At 71.2% G+C, this 14067-nt stretch carries 16 protein-coding genes; 14 read left to right on the forward strand and 2 right to left on the reverse strand.

What is annotated here, in order from left to right:
• Positions 1 to 329: 329 nt before the first annotated feature.
• Positions 330 to 1790, reverse strand: a complete 1461-nt coding sequence (locus tag QRN19_RS16780) for a glutamyl-tRNA reductase (RefSeq protein WP_502928313.1) — start codon at positions 1788 to 1790, stop codon at positions 330 to 332.
• Between the two features lie 114 nt (positions 1791 to 1904).
• On the opposite strand from QRN19_RS16780, the gene hemE reads away from it, so the two are divergent.
• The 5 genes from hemE to QRN19_RS16805 all read left to right on the forward strand — a co-directional run bounded on the left by hemE (position 1905) and on the right by QRN19_RS16805 (position 5773).
• Positions 1905 to 2996 (forward strand): uroporphyrinogen decarboxylase, encoded by a 1092-nt coding sequence (gene hemE / locus QRN19_RS16785; protein ID WP_285028321.1) that lies wholly within the window; start codon positions 1905 to 1907, stop codon positions 2994 to 2996.
• Positions 2993 to 4537 (forward strand): protoporphyrinogen/coproporphyrinogen oxidase, encoded by a 1545-nt coding sequence (locus tag QRN19_RS16790; RefSeq protein ID WP_285028322.1) that lies wholly within the window; start codon positions 2993 to 2995, stop codon positions 4535 to 4537. Before hemE ends, QRN19_RS16790 begins: the two co-directional genes overlap by 4 nt.
• A gap of 132 nt (positions 4538 to 4669) precedes the next feature.
• Entirely contained in the window at positions 4670 to 5092 is a 423-nt protein-coding gene (locus QRN19_RS16795; protein ID WP_285028323.1) for a hypothetical protein, read from the forward strand.
• 17 nt (positions 5093 to 5109) lie between these two features.
• Complete coding sequence (locus QRN19_RS16800; RefSeq protein ID WP_064294953.1) at positions 5110 to 5532, forward strand: phage holin family protein; 423 nt, start codon at positions 5110 to 5112, stop codon at positions 5530 to 5532.
• On the forward strand, positions 5522 to 5773 hold the full coding sequence (locus QRN19_RS16805; protein ID WP_285028324.1) for a DUF3618 domain-containing protein: 252 nt from the start codon (positions 5522 to 5524) through the stop codon (positions 5771 to 5773). The genes QRN19_RS16800 and QRN19_RS16805 overlap by 11 nt, the downstream gene beginning before the upstream one ends.
• A gap of 16 nt (positions 5774 to 5789) precedes the next feature.
• Here QRN19_RS16805 and QRN19_RS16810 read toward each other — a convergent pair whose 3' ends face one another.
• Positions 5790 to 6251 carry a GNAT family N-acetyltransferase gene (locus QRN19_RS16810; protein WP_285028325.1) on the reverse strand — a complete coding sequence of 154 codons (462 nt, stop codon included), beginning with the start codon at positions 6249 to 6251 and terminating at the stop codon, positions 5790 to 5792.
• Between the two features lie 91 nt (positions 6252 to 6342).
• On the opposite strand from QRN19_RS16810, the gene hemQ reads away from it, so the two are divergent.
• The 9 genes from hemQ (at position 6343) to QRN19_RS16855 (ending at position 14022) form a co-directional block, all read left to right on the forward strand.
• A complete protein-coding gene (hemQ, locus tag QRN19_RS16815) occupies positions 6343 to 7065 on the forward strand; it encodes a hydrogen peroxide-dependent heme synthase (RefSeq protein ID WP_064294913.1) in 723 nt (240 codons plus the stop codon).
• Complete coding sequence (locus tag QRN19_RS16820; protein WP_285028326.1) at positions 7065 to 8315, forward strand: ferrochelatase; 1251 nt, start codon at positions 7065 to 7067, stop codon at positions 8313 to 8315. Before hemQ ends, QRN19_RS16820 begins: the two co-directional genes overlap by 1 nt.
• Positions 8312 to 9259, forward strand: a complete 948-nt coding sequence (gene hemC / locus QRN19_RS16825) for a hydroxymethylbilane synthase (RefSeq protein ID WP_285028327.1) — start codon at positions 8312 to 8314, stop codon at positions 9257 to 9259. Before QRN19_RS16820 ends, hemC begins: the two co-directional genes overlap by 4 nt.
• Positions 9256 to 10080, forward strand: coding sequence for a uroporphyrinogen-III synthase (locus QRN19_RS16830; protein ID WP_285028328.1), 825 nt, complete (start codon positions 9256 to 9258; stop codon positions 10078 to 10080). Before hemC ends, QRN19_RS16830 begins: the two co-directional genes overlap by 4 nt.
• 61 nt (positions 10081 to 10141) lie before the next feature.
• Positions 10142 to 11149, forward strand: a complete 1008-nt coding sequence (gene hemB / locus QRN19_RS16835; protein WP_285028329.1) for a porphobilinogen synthase — start codon at positions 10142 to 10144, stop codon at positions 11147 to 11149.
• Complete coding sequence (hemL, locus tag QRN19_RS16840) at positions 11146 to 12561, forward strand: glutamate-1-semialdehyde 2,1-aminomutase (protein WP_285028330.1); 1416 nt, start codon at positions 11146 to 11148, stop codon at positions 12559 to 12561. Before hemB ends, hemL begins: the two co-directional genes overlap by 4 nt.
• A gap of 108 nt (positions 12562 to 12669) precedes the next feature.
• A complete protein-coding gene (locus QRN19_RS16845) occupies positions 12670 to 13017 on the forward strand; it encodes a hypothetical protein (protein ID WP_056010669.1) in 348 nt (115 codons plus the stop codon).
• Positions 13018 to 13209: 192 nt separating this feature from the next.
• Positions 13210 to 13620, forward strand: coding sequence for a DUF4190 domain-containing protein (locus QRN19_RS16850; protein WP_285028331.1), 411 nt, complete (start codon positions 13210 to 13212; stop codon positions 13618 to 13620).
• 111 nt (positions 13621 to 13731) lie between these two features.
• Positions 13732 to 14022, forward strand: a complete 291-nt coding sequence (locus tag QRN19_RS16855) for a hypothetical protein (RefSeq protein WP_064294905.1) — start codon at positions 13732 to 13734, stop codon at positions 14020 to 14022.
• Positions 14023 to 14067: the final 45 nt, after the last annotated feature.

Here is a 14067-nt window from a genome sequence, read left to right on the forward strand (position 1 = left end):
TCCGCAGCCCGCTCGACAGGCGGATCACGACGGGCATCGGCATCGCGCCGGTGCCCGTTCGTCGTTCCGGGCGCGCACCGCGACAAGCTCGGTGACCGGACGGCTTCGGCCCCTGAGTGGCCCCCCGCCGGTCCCTGAGCCTGTCGAAGGGCACACGAGGAACGTTCCTGGCCGGGTGTGGTGTGTTCGCGCGCACTTCGACAGGCTCGGTGGCCGGGTTCGGATCGGTGACCGGGGTTCCTCTCGGTGACCGGGGTCGGCCCGGTGATCGGGGTTCGGCTCGGAGACCGGAGCGGTCCGAGGCGAGAGCCCCGCCGCCGCCAGGGAGCCTAGGAGGCGGAAGCGGCCGCGTCGGTGTCGGCGACCGGTGCGACGACCGCGGGCGCCTGCGGGACGTCGATGCCGAAGAGTGTCTGCAGTGCCGTCGTGTACGCGGCCTGCTCGCCGTTGCGGGCGAGGTTCCGGGCCCGCACCGTCGGTTCGTGCAGCAGCACTCCGGCGAGGTGGCGCAGTGCGCGGGCGGTCGAGCCGTCGTCGTCGCCGCGAGCGGCCGCACGGGCGACTTCGGCCTCGACGAGTGCGTGCACGTGGCTGCGGAGTGCGACGACGGCGGGCTCGAGGCTACGCTCCTCGCCGACCGCGGCGAACTTCTGCGCGGCGCGGCTGACGATGGAGCGCGCGACCTCGGTGGCCTGGAGCTCCTCGAGCGGCGCGTGGATACGGATGGTCTCGAGGTCGAGCAGGACGACACCGGAAACGGTGGAGACGTCGGGGTCGACGTTGCGCGGCAGGCCGAGGTCGATGACGAGCTGAGCCGAGGCGTGGGGCACCGGGCATTCGGCGGCAGCTTCGGTGATGACGTCGTGGACGAGTGCGGAGACCCCGGTGGGCTCGGGTGCGGCTGGCGCGTCGGCCGGGGTGACCAGGGAGAGCGTCGGTGCGTCCGTGACAGCCTCGGCGCGTGCACGGTGGTCGGCGGCGACGGCCGTGCGACCCGCGCGGAGCAGCTCGGCGTCGACCACGTGGCCCTCGGCGGTGGTGCAGGTGACGATGATGTCGACCTCACCGGTGGTGCGGGCGAGGTCGTCGTGTCCGATCCAGCCGATCTCGTGCGAGCGCGCGAACTTCTCGGCGCGGCCGGACGGCGAGTACACGAGGACGTCGGTGACACCGCGGTCGCGGAGGGCGGCGAGGCTCGCGCCGGCGTACGCACCGGTGCCGACGAGCAGGACGCGCTGCGTGGCCCAGTCGTCGATGCGGCTCTCCGCGAGGTCGAGGGCGAGCCGCACGATGGAGCGGCCCGCTCGCCCGAGCGGCGTACGGTTCTTGATGCCGCGGGAGGTCTGGGACGCGCGCTGGAACAGGCGCTCGAGCTCGGAGCTGGTGGTGCCACCGGCGCGAGCAGCCTCGAGGGAGCGGCGCACCTGACCGGCGATCTCGCCCTCGCCGACGACGACGGACTCGAGTCCAGCCGACACGGCGAAGAGGTGCTCGGCTGCCGCGGTGCCGACGCTGAGGTCGAACACCTCGCGCAGCTGCTCGGCGGGGATGCCCGTGGTCTCGCTGACGGCCTCCGCAGCGGCCTCGAAGGCGACGGACGCGGCGGCGGTGACGGGCTCGTCGAGGTCGATGTAGGCCTCGAACCGGTTGCAGGTGGCCACGACGACGGCACCCGAGACGCACTCGTGGTGCTCGACCAGGCGCGCAGCAACGCCCTCGGCACCGACTGAGAGTCGTTCGAGGAGGTCGAAGGTGGCGTTCTTATGGCTCGCCGTCACACACATGAGCACCCGATGAGTCTACCCGAGCACGCACGTCGGCCTCTCCTGGAAGCCACCCAGGTCACCCTCACCCGGCCGCGCGCGAGACCCTCCTGCGCAGGGTGGAGATGGGAGGATGGAGGGGTGAGTCTCCCACCCGAACACCCGCTCGTCACCGGCGTGACCCAGTCGTCGCCGCTCATCACCGCGTACCGCGGCACCCGTCCCGAGCGGACGCCCGTCTGGTTCATGCGGCAGGCCGGCCGGTCGCTGCCCGAGTACCGCGAGTTGCGGATCGGGACGGCCATGCTCGACGCCTGCCTCGACCCGGCGATGGCGAGCGAGATCACCCTCCAGCCCATCCGACGGCACGGGACGGACGCGGCCATCTTCTTCAGCGACATCGTGGTGCCGCTGAAGCAGGCCGGGGTCGCGGTCGAGATCGTGCCGGGCCGCGGTCCGGTCATGGGGTCGGCGGTCCGGACGGCCGCCGAGGTCGACGCGCTCGTCGCACTCGACCCGACCGTCCTCGACGACACGCTGGCACCCATCCGCGAGGGCGTCGCGCTCACCGTGGCCGGGCTCGCGGGGATCGGCGACGGCCGCACGCCGCTCATCGGCTTCGCGGGTGCGCCGTTCACGCTCGCCGCCTATCTCGTCGAGGGCGGACCGTCGAAGGACCACCTCGCCGCCCGCACCCTCATGCACGCCGACCCGGAGTCGTGGGCGAAGCTCATGGCCTGGTGCGCGGACGTCACCGGTCGCTTCCTCCGCGCCCAGGTGCTCGCCGGGGCGTCGGCTGCGCAGCTCTTCGACTCGTGGGCGGGGGCACTCTCCCTCGAGGACTACGAGCGTCACGTCGCCCCGGCCTCCCGGGCCGCGCTCGCGCACGTCGCCGACCTCCCCGTCCCGAAGGTGCACTTCGGTGTCGGGACCGGCGAGTTGCTCGGTGCGATGCACCGGGTCGGCGCCGACGTGGTCGGGATCGACTACCGGCTGGCGCTCGACGAGGGCATCCGACGTCTCGGTGGCGGCGTCCCCGTGCAGGGCAACATCGACCCGGCACTGCTCGCCGCCCCATGGCCGGTCCTCGAGGCGCACGTCCTCGACATCCTCCAGCGGGGGACGGCGGCGCCGGCGCACGTCCTCAACCTCGGCCACGGGGTCCCGCCCGAGACCGACCCGGACGTCCTGACCCGCATCGTCGCCCTCGCCCACGATTGGCAGCCCGCATGAGTCTCGAGCCGAAGCGTCTCGTCGTCATCGGCGGTGGTGTGGCCGGACTCGTCGGCGCGGTCGACTGCGCCAAGGTCGGCATCTCGGTGACGGTCGTCGACGCGCAGGAGTCGTTCGGTGGCGCGCTCGCGGCCGCCGAGGTCGCAGGTCTCCGCGTCGACGTCGGCGCCGAGAGCTTCGCGACGCGCGGTGGCTCGGTCGCCGAGCTCATCGAGCAGCTGGGCCTGACCGGCCGCGTCGTGCGTCCCAACCGGGCCGGGGCCTGGTTGCACGTCGCCAAGCCCGGACAGCCGCAGCGGAGTGTCCCGCTCCCGAAGGCCGGGCTGCTGGGCATCCCGACGAACCCCCTCGCCGACGACGTCCGTCGGGTCATCGGCTGGAAGGGTGCCCTGCGCGCCTACCTCGACCGCATCCGCCCGCCGCTCACGATCGGCACCGAGCACAACCTCGGTGCGCTCGTCCGGAAGCGCATGGGCGCGGCCGTCCACGACCTGCTCGTCGCTCCGGTCACCTCGGGCGTCTACTCGGCCGCTCCGGACGACCTCGACGTCGACCGCGCGGCTCCCGGGCTGAACGCCGCGCTGACGCGCACCGGGGCGCTGTCCCTCGCCGTCGCCGCCCTCCGGGAGAACGCGCCGGCGGGAGCCGCGGTCGGCGGCCTCGACGGTGGCATGACCGTCCTCGTCGACGGCTTGACCGCGGAGCTCGAGCGGTGGGGGTCGACGCTCATCACCGGCGTCGCCGTCACGGCGATCTCCCGGAACCCCTTCGACATCGACGTGGACGGACCAGGTGTCGGCCTCGGAGACGCCGGCCTCCCGCGGATGAGCGAGCGTCCCGCGGCCGCGGGCGCGTCGAAGGCCCCCTGGTACGTCGCCCTCACCGACGGCCGGGCGCTCGAGGCCGATCTCGTCCTCATCGCGACGCCCGAGCAGCCGGCCCGCAACCTGCTGGCCGACGTCGGACCGGCACTCCGCGACCTCCCCGCCGCCGGCGACGACGCGGGCGACCCGGTCCTGCCGGCGCCGATCGAGCTCGTGACGATCGTGCTCGACGAACCGGCACTCGACGCCGCACCGCGCGGTTCCGGGTTGCTCGTCGCACCCGGCTCGACGCTCCACGCCAAGGCGCTCACCCACGCGACCGCGAAGTGGGCCTGGCTCGCCGACCGCGCGAGGGAGCACGGCGACCATCGACACGTCATCCGCCTGTCCTTCGGCCGTCAGGGCGAGGCCGACGCGACGAGCGCGTTGACCGACGGGGAGCTGCTCTCGACGGCGTTGCACGACGCGTCCGCGATGCTCGGCGTCCAGCTCGACCCGGGCAGCGTCCGCGGCTTCCACCGCATCTCCTGGACGGGGACGCAGCCGACCGCCGCCCGCGGCCAGCGTGAACGCTCGACGGCCATCCGGGAAGCGGTGGCCGAGGTGCCCGACCTCGCGGTCACGGGTGCCTGGTTGTCGGGCACCGGGCTCGCCTCGGTGGTCCCCGACGCCCACGAGGCGGCGGCACGACTCCGGCATCAGGCGCTGCAGCGGTAGACGCGTCCATATGCCCGACCCGGCATCTTTTCCTGTCAACCCCCGACCGGATGGTGGCGTGGGAGTGACACCCGACTACGCTGGTCCCGTTGGATGCAGCATCACAGCACCACTCGAACAGACGGAGGCGCCATGAAGGGCAAGGTCATGTTCGTCGTCGGTGGGCTCACGGGCTACGTGCTCGGTACCCGCGCCGGACGCGAACGCTACGAGCAGATCAAGACGCAGTGGGTCAAGCTGTGGAACGCGAAGCCGGTCCGCGCGCAGCGCGGCAAGGTCGAGGACTTCGCCAAGGCACGCATCAGCGAGGTCCCCGCGGCTCTGTGGAGCGGCGTCAGCGCCGTCGCGAAGGTCGTCAGCCAGCAGGGCTCGACGCCCGGCGAGAAGCTCGACAAAGCAATCTCGAAGACCGAGGACACCGTCCAGGACGTGTCCGAGACGGTTGAGGACGCACGCACGGCCTCCGGCACCTCGACGTCGTCGGCCTCGAAGCCCGCAGTGCGCAAGCCTGCCGCGCCCAAGACGACGGCTCCGAAGCCCAAGAGCGGCGAGTAGCACCGACGATGCCGTTCATGAGTGACCGCAACCGGTCGGAGCCGCGCTACGACAAGCGCGACGAGTCCCTCCTGACCCTCGTCGGCCAGCTGCCGGGGGTCGTCTCGAACCTGGTCAAGGCCGAGATCGCCAACCTCAAGACGCAGCTCGCCCACAAGGGCAAGTACGCGGGCATCGGAGCGGCGTTCGTCGCCGGTGCCGCGGTGTTCCTCTTCTTCGCGGTCGGCGTGCTCGTCGCCGTGCTGATCCTCGCGCTCGCCCTCGTCATGCCCTCGTGGTTGGCGGCGCTGTGCGTCTTCGTGCTCTTCGTCCTCGTCGCGGCGGTCCTCGTGCTGATCGCGCTGCGGTATTTCAAGAAGATCAACGAGGACCCGAGCCCGATGGACAACGTGAAGGAAGACATCAAGGCAGTGAAGGGACTCGGCGAGTATGACCGTTGACCAGTTCCCGGGGGCGACGCCCTCGCCCGAGCAGGCTCGCGCCGAGCTCGTCGCCACGCTGAACGCGATCGAGGACAAGCTCAACGTCCCGAAGCAGGTGCACCGCGCCAAGCGTCGTGCCATCGTCCGCATCGCGACCGTCAAGGTCGAACGCCCGGCGGTCTTCTACGCCGGTGTCGCGGGCCTCGCCGGTGCGGCCGGGCTGGCCGTGTGGGGTCTCGTCCGCGCCATCGCGCGCTGACGCGTCCCGCCGCCGGTCAGTCGCTCGGGGTGGCCAGGCGCGTCATCGGGACGTGCACGATGTCGTCCTCCACGTAGTCGGGGCCGCTGATCTCGAACCCGAACTGGCCGTACCAGTCGGCGAGGCGTTTCTGGGCGCCCATGCGGAGTTCCCGGTGCCCGTGGTCGGCGACGGCGCGGCGGATCAGTTCCGCGGCGAGACCTCGCCCGCGGGCGGTGAACGCGGTGGCGACCCGTCCGATCTCCGAGTGTTCGGCCTCGGTCAGGATCCGGATCGTCGCGAGCACCTCGTCGCCCTCCTGCGCCCAGGCGATGAGGGTGCCGTCCTCGATGTCGCGTCCGTCGAGATCGGCGAAGAGCGCCGTCTGCTCGACGACGAAGACGTCGACTCGGATCTTCAGCACGCGGTAGAGCGTGACCGGATCCATCTCGGCCGCTCTGGCGACGTGGTACTCGACGGGAGGCTGCTCGCTGGTCATCACCCGACTGTATCGGCGGTGAGGCTGGGCTCGGTGTCAATCGTGACCTGCCCCTTTTGCCCAATCGACCGAACTGGGTGAGGATAGGACTATGACTCACCCGGCCTCTGCCGAGGCATCGCACCACCCGACCGACTCAGCCACCCCGACTGGCCCCTCAGGATTCACCCTCTGGGCCGTCCTGCGCCGCGAGCCGGCGAGTGCGCTGCCGCTCGGCGAAGAGCATGTCTCCGAACTCGAAGCATCCATCGCGCTCGTCGAAGCCCAGGGCGTGACCTTGCGCGGCATCTACGACGTGTCCGGCCTCCGCGCCGACGCCGACCTCATGCTGTGGCTCCACGGTGACACCGCCGAGGGTCTGCAGGCCGGCCTCCGCGAGCTGCGCCGCACCGCCATCCTCGGCTCGCTGGCGCCCACCTGGAACGCCATGGGCGTCCACCGCGACGCCGAGTTCAACCGTCAGCACGTCCCCGGGTTCCTCCGCGGCATCGAGCCGAAGGGCTGGCTGTGCCTGTACCCCTTCGTGCGCAGCTACGAGTGGTACCTCCTGCCGGAGGAGGAGCGTCGCAAGATGCTCGCCGAGCACGGCCGTCAGGGTGCAGCGTTCACGGGTGTGCTCGCCAACACCGTCGCCTCCTTCGCCCTCGGCGACTACGAGTGGCTCCTGCCGCTCGAAGCCGACGACGTCGTCGAGCTCGTCGACCTCATGCGCGACCTGCGCAACACCGAAGCGCGCCGCCACGTGCGCGAAGAGGTGCCGTTCTTCACGGGCCGCCGCATCACGCCCGCCGAGGCATTGGAGGTGGTGCGCTGATGGCAGCCATGAACCTGGGGAGCACCGGAGCCGAGGCGCCCGAGCGCATCGTCCGCGGCGCGACCGACGCTGCAGCGTCCGGTCCCGAGCACGTCTCCGAACCGACGGACTACGACGCCATCCTCCTCGCCGGCTTCGGCGGGCCCGAGGGCCAGGACGACGTCATCCCGTTCCTCCGCAACGTCACGCGCGGGCGAGGGATCCCCGAGGAGCGTCTCGAAGAGGTCGCGCACCACTACCGCCACTTCGGTGGCGTCAGCCCCATCAACGACCAGAACCGTGCGCTCAAGGCGGCCCTCGAGCTCGAACTCGCCTCCCGCGGCATCGACCTCCCGGTCCTCTGGGGCAACCGCAACTGGGACCCGTACCTGCGCGACGCGGTGGCCGAGGCGCACGAGCGCGGCTTCACGAAGCTCATCGCGATCGCCACGAGCGCCTACTCCTCGTACTCGAGCTGCCGGCAGTACCGCGAGGACTTCGCGATCGCCGTCGACGAGACGAACCTCGAGGGCGAGATCCAGATCGACAAGGTGCGTCAGTTCTTCGACCACCCCGGCTTCGTGACTCCGTTCATCGACGGCGTCCGCGAGGCGATCGCCGAGTACCTGCGCGAGCAGCCCGAGCTCTCCGCCGAGACGGAGATCGAGGTGCTCTTCGCGACGCACTCGATCCCCACCGGCGACGCCGCGCGCTCCGGCCCCGACTTCCGCGGCTTCGGCGACCACGGTGCCTACGAGGCCCAGCACCTCGCGGTGGCCGAAGTCGTCATGGCGAACGCCATCGACCAGCTCCGTGAGGCCGGTGTCCTCGGCGGCGCGGTCGGCAGCGGCATCTCGGTGCCCTGGCAGCTCGTCTACCAGTCCCGGTCGGGTCCGCCCAGCATGCCGTGGCTCGAGCCCGACATCAACGACGCGATCGCCGAGCTGCCCGCCGCCGGCCGCAAGGCGATCGTCATCGTGCCGCTCGGCTTCGTGAGCGACCACATGGAGGTCATGTGGGACCTCGACAACGAGGCCATGGAGACGGCCGGCGAGCACGGCCTGGCCTCCGTCCGCGTCCCGACGCCGGGCACCGCAGCCGCCTACGTCAAGGGACTCGTCGACCTCGTCCTCGAGCGCCGCGACGGCACGCCCGTCGAGGAGCGACCCCACATGACCGACCTCGGCCCGTGGTACGACGTCTGCCGCCCCGGGTGCTGCGAGAACGCCCGGCTGGGCTTCAAACCGGCGTTCTCGGGGATCGCCCCATGACCCTTCGCATCGGAACCCGCGGCAGTGCCCTGGCGCTGGCGCAGACCGGTCATGTGGCCGACGCCCTCACGGCGGCCACCGGCGAGGACGTCGAGATCGTCACCGTCACGACGCAGGGCGACACGAGTCGCGAGTCGCTCTCGACCATCGGCGGGACGGGTGTGTTCGTCAACGCCCTCCGCGACGCCCTGCTCGACGGCGCCTGCGATCTCGTCGTGCACTCGTTGAAGGACCTGCCGACGGCTCCGGCCGAGGGCTTCACGATCGCCGCCATGCCGATGCGCGAGGACCCACGCGACGCCCTGTGCGCCTCGAACGACCGCTCGCTCGACGACCTGCCGCAGGGTGCCAGGATCGGCACCGGCTCACCGCGTCGGATCGCACAGCTGAAGCGCATCCGGCCCGACCTCGAGGTCGTCGACATCCGCGGCAACATCGACACCCGCCTGCGCCGCATCGACGACGACCTCGACGCCGTCGTCCTCGCGGCCGCCGGTCTCACACGGCTCGGACGGCTCGACGCCGTCACCGGCCTCTTCGACCTCGACACCTGGCCGACCGCGCCGGGGCAGGGGGCGCTCGCGATCGAGTGCCTCGACGACGACGAATCGTCCATCGCCGGTTCCATCGCGTTGCTCGACCACGCGCCGAGCCGCTGGCAGGCCACAGCGGAACGGGCCGTGCTCCGCCGACTCGAAGCCGGTTGCTCCGCGCCCGTCGGCGCCGCAGCGTGGCTCGACGACGAGGACCTCGTGCTGCAGGCCGCCGTCTACTCGCTCGACGGCACCGAGATGATCCACCGGGAGAGCCGTGCGGAGGGGTTCTCCGGCGACGGACATGGGAGGGAGCTGCTGCAGGCCGCCGACGCGCTCGGCGTCACGCTCGCGGACGAGCTCATCGAGGCCGGCGCAGCCGACCTCGCCCCGCTGGGAGGCGCTGCGTGAAGGACTGGACGAAGTCGAACACCGTTCCCACCGCCACCAAGCCGCTCGGCGGGTGGCGTGTCCTCGTACCGCGCGGCGGTCCGTGGGGCGACTCGGTCGCCGGGACGGTCCGCGGCAAGGGCGGGACGCCCGTCGTCGCCCCGATGATCAACTTCGCCAGCACCGACGACCCGGAGACGCTCGGGACCGCGCTCGCGGCGCTCGAGGCCGGCGAGTTCGACTGGCTGACCGTGACGAGCGCGACCACGGTCGACGTGCTGTCCTCGCAGCGGATCCGGATCCCCGAGACGACGAGGGTCGCCGCCGTCGGCGAGACGACCGCTGCCGCCCTCACCGCCGTCGGCTACAGCGTCGACCTCGTGCCGGCGAAGGACAACTCCGCCAAGGGGATGGTGCAGGAGCTCACAGCCCTCGAGCCGCACCCGAAGCGCATCCTCACCCTCCGCTCGGCCATCGCCAAGCCCCTCCTCACGGAGGGCCTGATCGCCGCCGGACACGACGTCCAGTCCGTTGTGGCCTACCGCACGGTGGGTGTGCCGGTGGCCGAGAAGATCGTCGCCGACGTCGCCAGCGGTCGAGTACGTGCCATCCTCGTCACCTCGGGCAGCGTGGCGGAGCAGGTCCGTTCACAGTTCCCCGAGATCCCTGAGAGCACCGTCATCGCCGCGATCGGGCCCCGCACGGCTCGTGACGCCCGAGGCTACGGGCTCCGGGTCGACGTCGTGGCGGAGCAGCAGACGGTCGACTCGCTGATCGAGGCGATCGTGTCCGTGGCGCTCAGCCAGAACGGCGACGAGGACGCCGGCGACGGAAACAGCTGACCGGCTTCACGCCCTGCGCGAACCGGGAGGGCGCGTCGGCAGCGGCGCGTAGGCTGGACGGGTGAGCATTCCCGAGACCCGTCCCCGTCGTCTCCGGCAGCAGCCGGCCATCCGTCGCCTCGTCAGCGAGACGCGACTCGACCCGGCGGAGCTGGTGCTCCCCATGTTCGTGCGGGAGGGCGTCTCCGAGCCGGTCGAGATCTCCTCGATGCCGGGTGTCCGGCAGCACACCGTCGACAGCGCCAAGCGTGCCGCGGCCGAGGCCGCCGCCGCCGGCATCGGTGGGGTCATGCTCTTCGGCGTCCCGGCCGAGCGTGATGCCGTGGGTTCCGGCGCGACCGACCCCGACGGCATCCTCAACGTCGCGACTCGCGCGCTCACCGCCGAGGTGGGCGACGCCCTGGTGGTGCAGACCGACCTCTGCCTCGACGAGTTCACCGATCACGGACACTGCGGTGTCCTCGACGACCGCGGGCGTGTCGACAACGACCGCACGCTCGACCGGTACCGCGACATGGCGCTGGCCCAGGCCGAGTCGGGCTCGGCGCTCCTCGGGCTCTCGGGCATGATGGACGGCCAGGTCGCCGCTGTGCGCGAGACGCTCGACGCCGCCGGGTTCGACGACACGATCATCCTCGCCTACTCGGCGAAGTTCGCATCCGCGCTCTACGGGCCGTTCCGCGAGGCCGTCGACTCGCAGCTGCAGGGCGACCGCCGCACCTACCAGCTCGACCCCGCCAACCGTCGTGAGGGCCTGCGCGAGGCACTCATCGACGAGGCAGAGGGCGCCGACATCGTCATGGTGAAGCCCGCGGGGAGCTTCCTCGACGTCCTGGCCGACGTGGCCGACACGGTGTCGATCCCGGTCTGGGCGTACCAGGTGTCCGGCGAGTACGCGATGATCGAGGCCGCCGCCCGGCAGGGCTGGATCGACCGCCGACGCGCGATCGAGGAGTCGGTGCTCTCCATCAAGCGTGCCGGAGCCGAGGCCGTCCTGAGCTACTGGGCCGTCGAACTCGCCGGTTGGTTGGATGAGGCGCGCGGCCTGCGTGCAGGAGGAACCCGATGAACGACGCAGCATTCGTCAGAGCCCAGCGGTCGATCCCCGGTGGGGTGAACTCGCCCGTCCGTGCCTTCCGCTCCGTCGGCGGCACGCCGCGGTTCATGGTGTCCGCGACCGGCCCCTACATCACCGACTCCGAGGGCGTGCAGTACGTCGACCTCGTGAGCGCGTGGGGCCCCGCGCTCCTCGGGCACGCGCACCCGCAGGTCGTCGAGGCCGTGCAGGCCGCTGCGGCCCGCGGCCTCTCCTTCGGTGCGTCCACCCCGGCCGAGACCGAGCTCGCGGAGCTCGTGAAGGAGCGCGTTCAGGCGTCCGGCGTCGCGCCGATCGAGAAGCTGCGCATGGTCTCCACCGGCACCGAGGCGACCATGACGGCGATCCGCCTCGCGCGCGGTGCCACCGGTCGCCGTCTCATCGTGAAGTTCGCGGGGCACTACCACGGCCACTCCGACGGCCTGCTCGCCGAAGCGGGATCGGGCGTCGCGACCCTCGCCTTGCCGGGGTCCGCCGGGGTCACCGCCGAGACGGCCGCCCAGACGATCGTCGTCCCGTACAACGACCGGGCGGCACTCCGCGAGGTCTTCGCCGAGCGCGGCCAGGACATCGCCGCGATCATCATGGAGGCGGCCTCCGCCAACATGGGCGTCGTCCCGCCTGCTCCCGGGTTCAACGCGAGCGTCGTCAAGCTCGCGCACGAATACGGTTCGCTGGTCATCATCGACGAGGTGCTCACCGGGTTCCGCGTCTCCTCCGCCGGCTGGTGGGGGCTCGACAACCGCGGACTCGCCGCCGTCGCACCCGGCACCGAGCCCGTCCCGGGTGCCGAGGCCTGGGAGGCCGGCAACCACGCCGTCGCGAACTCGACCGGTGCCATCAGCATCCCGGTCGGCGTGTACCAGCCCGACCTCTTCACCTTCGGCAAGGTCATCGGTGGTGGCATGCCCCTCGCCGCGCTGGGTGGGCGCGCCGAGCTCATGGACCTGCTCGCACCGACCGGCCCGGTCTACCAGGCCGGGACACTCTCAGGGAACCCGGTGGCCCTCGCCGCCGGCATCGAGACGCTGCGCCTCGCCGACCAGGACGTCTACCGTCGGGTCGACGCGGCGGCCGCGATCGTGTCCGAGGCGACCTCGAACGCGCTCACGGAGGCCGGGGTCGCGCACACCGTGCAACGCGCCGGGAACCTCTTCTCCTTCGCCTTCAGCGAGACGGCACCGACCGACTACACCGCGGTCCTGCGCCAGGACGCCTTCCGCTACCCGGCCTTCTTCCACCGCATGCTCGACGCGGGGGTGTCGCTCCCACCGAGCGTGTACGAGGCCTGGTTCGTCTCCGCGGCGCACGACGACGAGGCGATCGGCCGTATCGTCGACGCCCTGCCCGCGGCGGCCCGCGCGGCTGCGGCGGCCATTCGCTGAGTCGCACGGTCGCCCCGCCGCCGACGTCGGACGCTGCACAGGGCATGCGTTACCGCTTTGTGAACTTCCGGCAACGCGAACGTCGGTGGGGGTTGGCAGACTAGAGGCATGGCCTCCTTGCGTCTGCACCCCGACCGACTGGAGATCGAGCTGTCCGCGTACGACAAAGCGCTCTCGCTGCGTCGGAGCAACGTCGTCGTGCCACGGTCGAGCATCCGTTCCGCCACCATCACCGACGACCCGTGGATCTGGGTCCGGGGCATCCGGGCGCCCGGCACCGCGATCCCGTTGACCCTCGCCATCGGCCAGTGGAAGTTCCACGGTGGCAAGGACTTCCTCGTCATCAAGGGCACGAAGCCGTCGGTCGTCATCGACCTCGAGGACACCGAGTACTCGCGGCTCATCATCACCACCCGCCGGAGCGCAGAGCTCATCGCGGCCCTCGACCTGCACTGAAGCGAGCTGCCGGACACACGGCGGTGTCGCTCGGATGCTGATCGTGTGCGCGGACGTAGCGCCCGCGCATCTTGGCGCTGATCAGGGCCGTTCGCAACCATTTCCCTCGAACAGGGCACAAAACGGCATCTGGCCGGTATCCTGGGGCCGCTCGAACCTCCGTAGATCCGCCTGTTCGAAAGGACCACAGCCATGTCGACTCCTCCTCCCGGTGAATACCCCGGCCAGCCGCCGCAGGCTCCCCAGGCACCGCAGCCCCCGAAGGACCAGTACGGCTCGGCTCCCGCATACTCCGGTGGATCCGCTCCGTCCGGCGACGCGACGGCCGGGAAGACGCTCGGCATCGTCGGCCTGATCCTCGCGTTCCTCGCCCCGCCGATCGGACTCATCCTGAGCATCGTCGCCCTGGTGCAGTCCAAGAACGCGGGTGTCAAGAACACGCTGGCGAAGGTCGGCCTGATCCTGTCGATCGTCTTCATCGTGCTCGGGATCATCATCACGATCGCCGCCGTCGCGATCGGTGCTGCGGCGTTCAACGAGGCGTGCGCCTCCCTCGGCAGCGGTGTCCACACTGACGGCACGACCACCATCACCTGCCCGTAAGACCGTGACACCCGGGCGATTGGGGAGTTGTCCCCATCGCCTGTCGGGTACCTAACCCACTACTGTTGGCACGCGCCCACGGCGCATCTACCATCCTCGAGAGGAACCATCATGACCAACGCACCCCAGTACAACGCCCCGCAGCAGCCTGGCGGCGCCCTGCCCGCCGACTACCCGGGCAAGACGCTCGGCCTCGTCGGCCTCATCCTCGCGATCGTCGTGCCGCTCGTCGGCCTGATCATCAGCCTCGTCGCGCAGAAGCAGTCGAAGGACGCCGGCTACCCGAACCAGCTCGCCAAGATCGGTGTCATCATCGGCATCATCCTCGTCGTGCTCGGCATCATCGGCGGCATCTTCTACGCCGTCGCGCTCGGCTCGGTCATGTCGACCGCCGGCTACTGAGTCTCAGCAGTCCCGTCGGCAGCGGCCGGTCGCCTTCGGGCACCG

This window comes from Plantibacter sp. ME-Dv--P-122b (assembly GCF_030209375.1).
In the GTDB taxonomy this organism is placed as follows: Bacteria; Actinomycetota; Actinomycetes; order Actinomycetales; family Microbacteriaceae; genus Plantibacter.

Bases quoted from the DNA above. Each gene is read 5' to 3' on its own strand.
- hemC (WP_285028327.1), top strand. From the start codon at position 8,312: ATGACCCTTCGCATCGGAACCCGCGGCAGTGCCCTGGCGCTGGCGCAG.
- QRN19_RS16850 (WP_285028331.1), top strand. From the start codon at position 13,210: ATGTCGACTCCTCCTCCCGGTGAATACCCCGGCCAGCCGCCGCAGGCT.
- QRN19_RS16820 (WP_285028326.1), top strand. From the start codon at position 7,065: ATGGCAGCCATGAACCTGGGGAGCACCGGAGCCGAGGCGCCCGAGCGC.
- QRN19_RS16790 (WP_285028322.1), top strand. From the start codon at position 2,993: ATGAGTCTCGAGCCGAAGCGTCTCGTCGTCATCGGCGGTGGTGTGGCC.
- QRN19_RS16800 (WP_064294953.1), top strand. From the start codon at position 5,110: ATGAGTGACCGCAACCGGTCGGAGCCGCGCTACGACAAGCGCGACGAG.
- hemL (WP_285028330.1), top strand. From the start codon at position 11,146: ATGAACGACGCAGCATTCGTCAGAGCCCAGCGGTCGATCCCCGGTGGG.
- QRN19_RS16805 (WP_285028324.1), top strand. From the start codon at position 5,522: ATGACCGTTGACCAGTTCCCGGGGGCGACGCCCTCGCCCGAGCAGGCT.
- hemQ (WP_064294913.1), top strand. From the start codon at position 6,343: ATGACTCACCCGGCCTCTGCCGAGGCATCGCACCACCCGACCGACTCA.
- QRN19_RS16845 (WP_056010669.1), top strand. From the start codon at position 12,670: ATGGCCTCCTTGCGTCTGCACCCCGACCGACTGGAGATCGAGCTGTCC.
- QRN19_RS16795 (WP_285028323.1), top strand. From the start codon at position 4,670: ATGAAGGGCAAGGTCATGTTCGTCGTCGGTGGGCTCACGGGCTACGTG.
- QRN19_RS16855 (WP_064294905.1), top strand. From the start codon at position 13,732: ATGACCAACGCACCCCAGTACAACGCCCCGCAGCAGCCTGGCGGCGCC.
- QRN19_RS16810 (WP_285028325.1), bottom strand. From the start codon at position 6,251: ATGACCAGCGAGCAGCCTCCCGTCGAGTACCACGTCGCCAGAGCGGCC.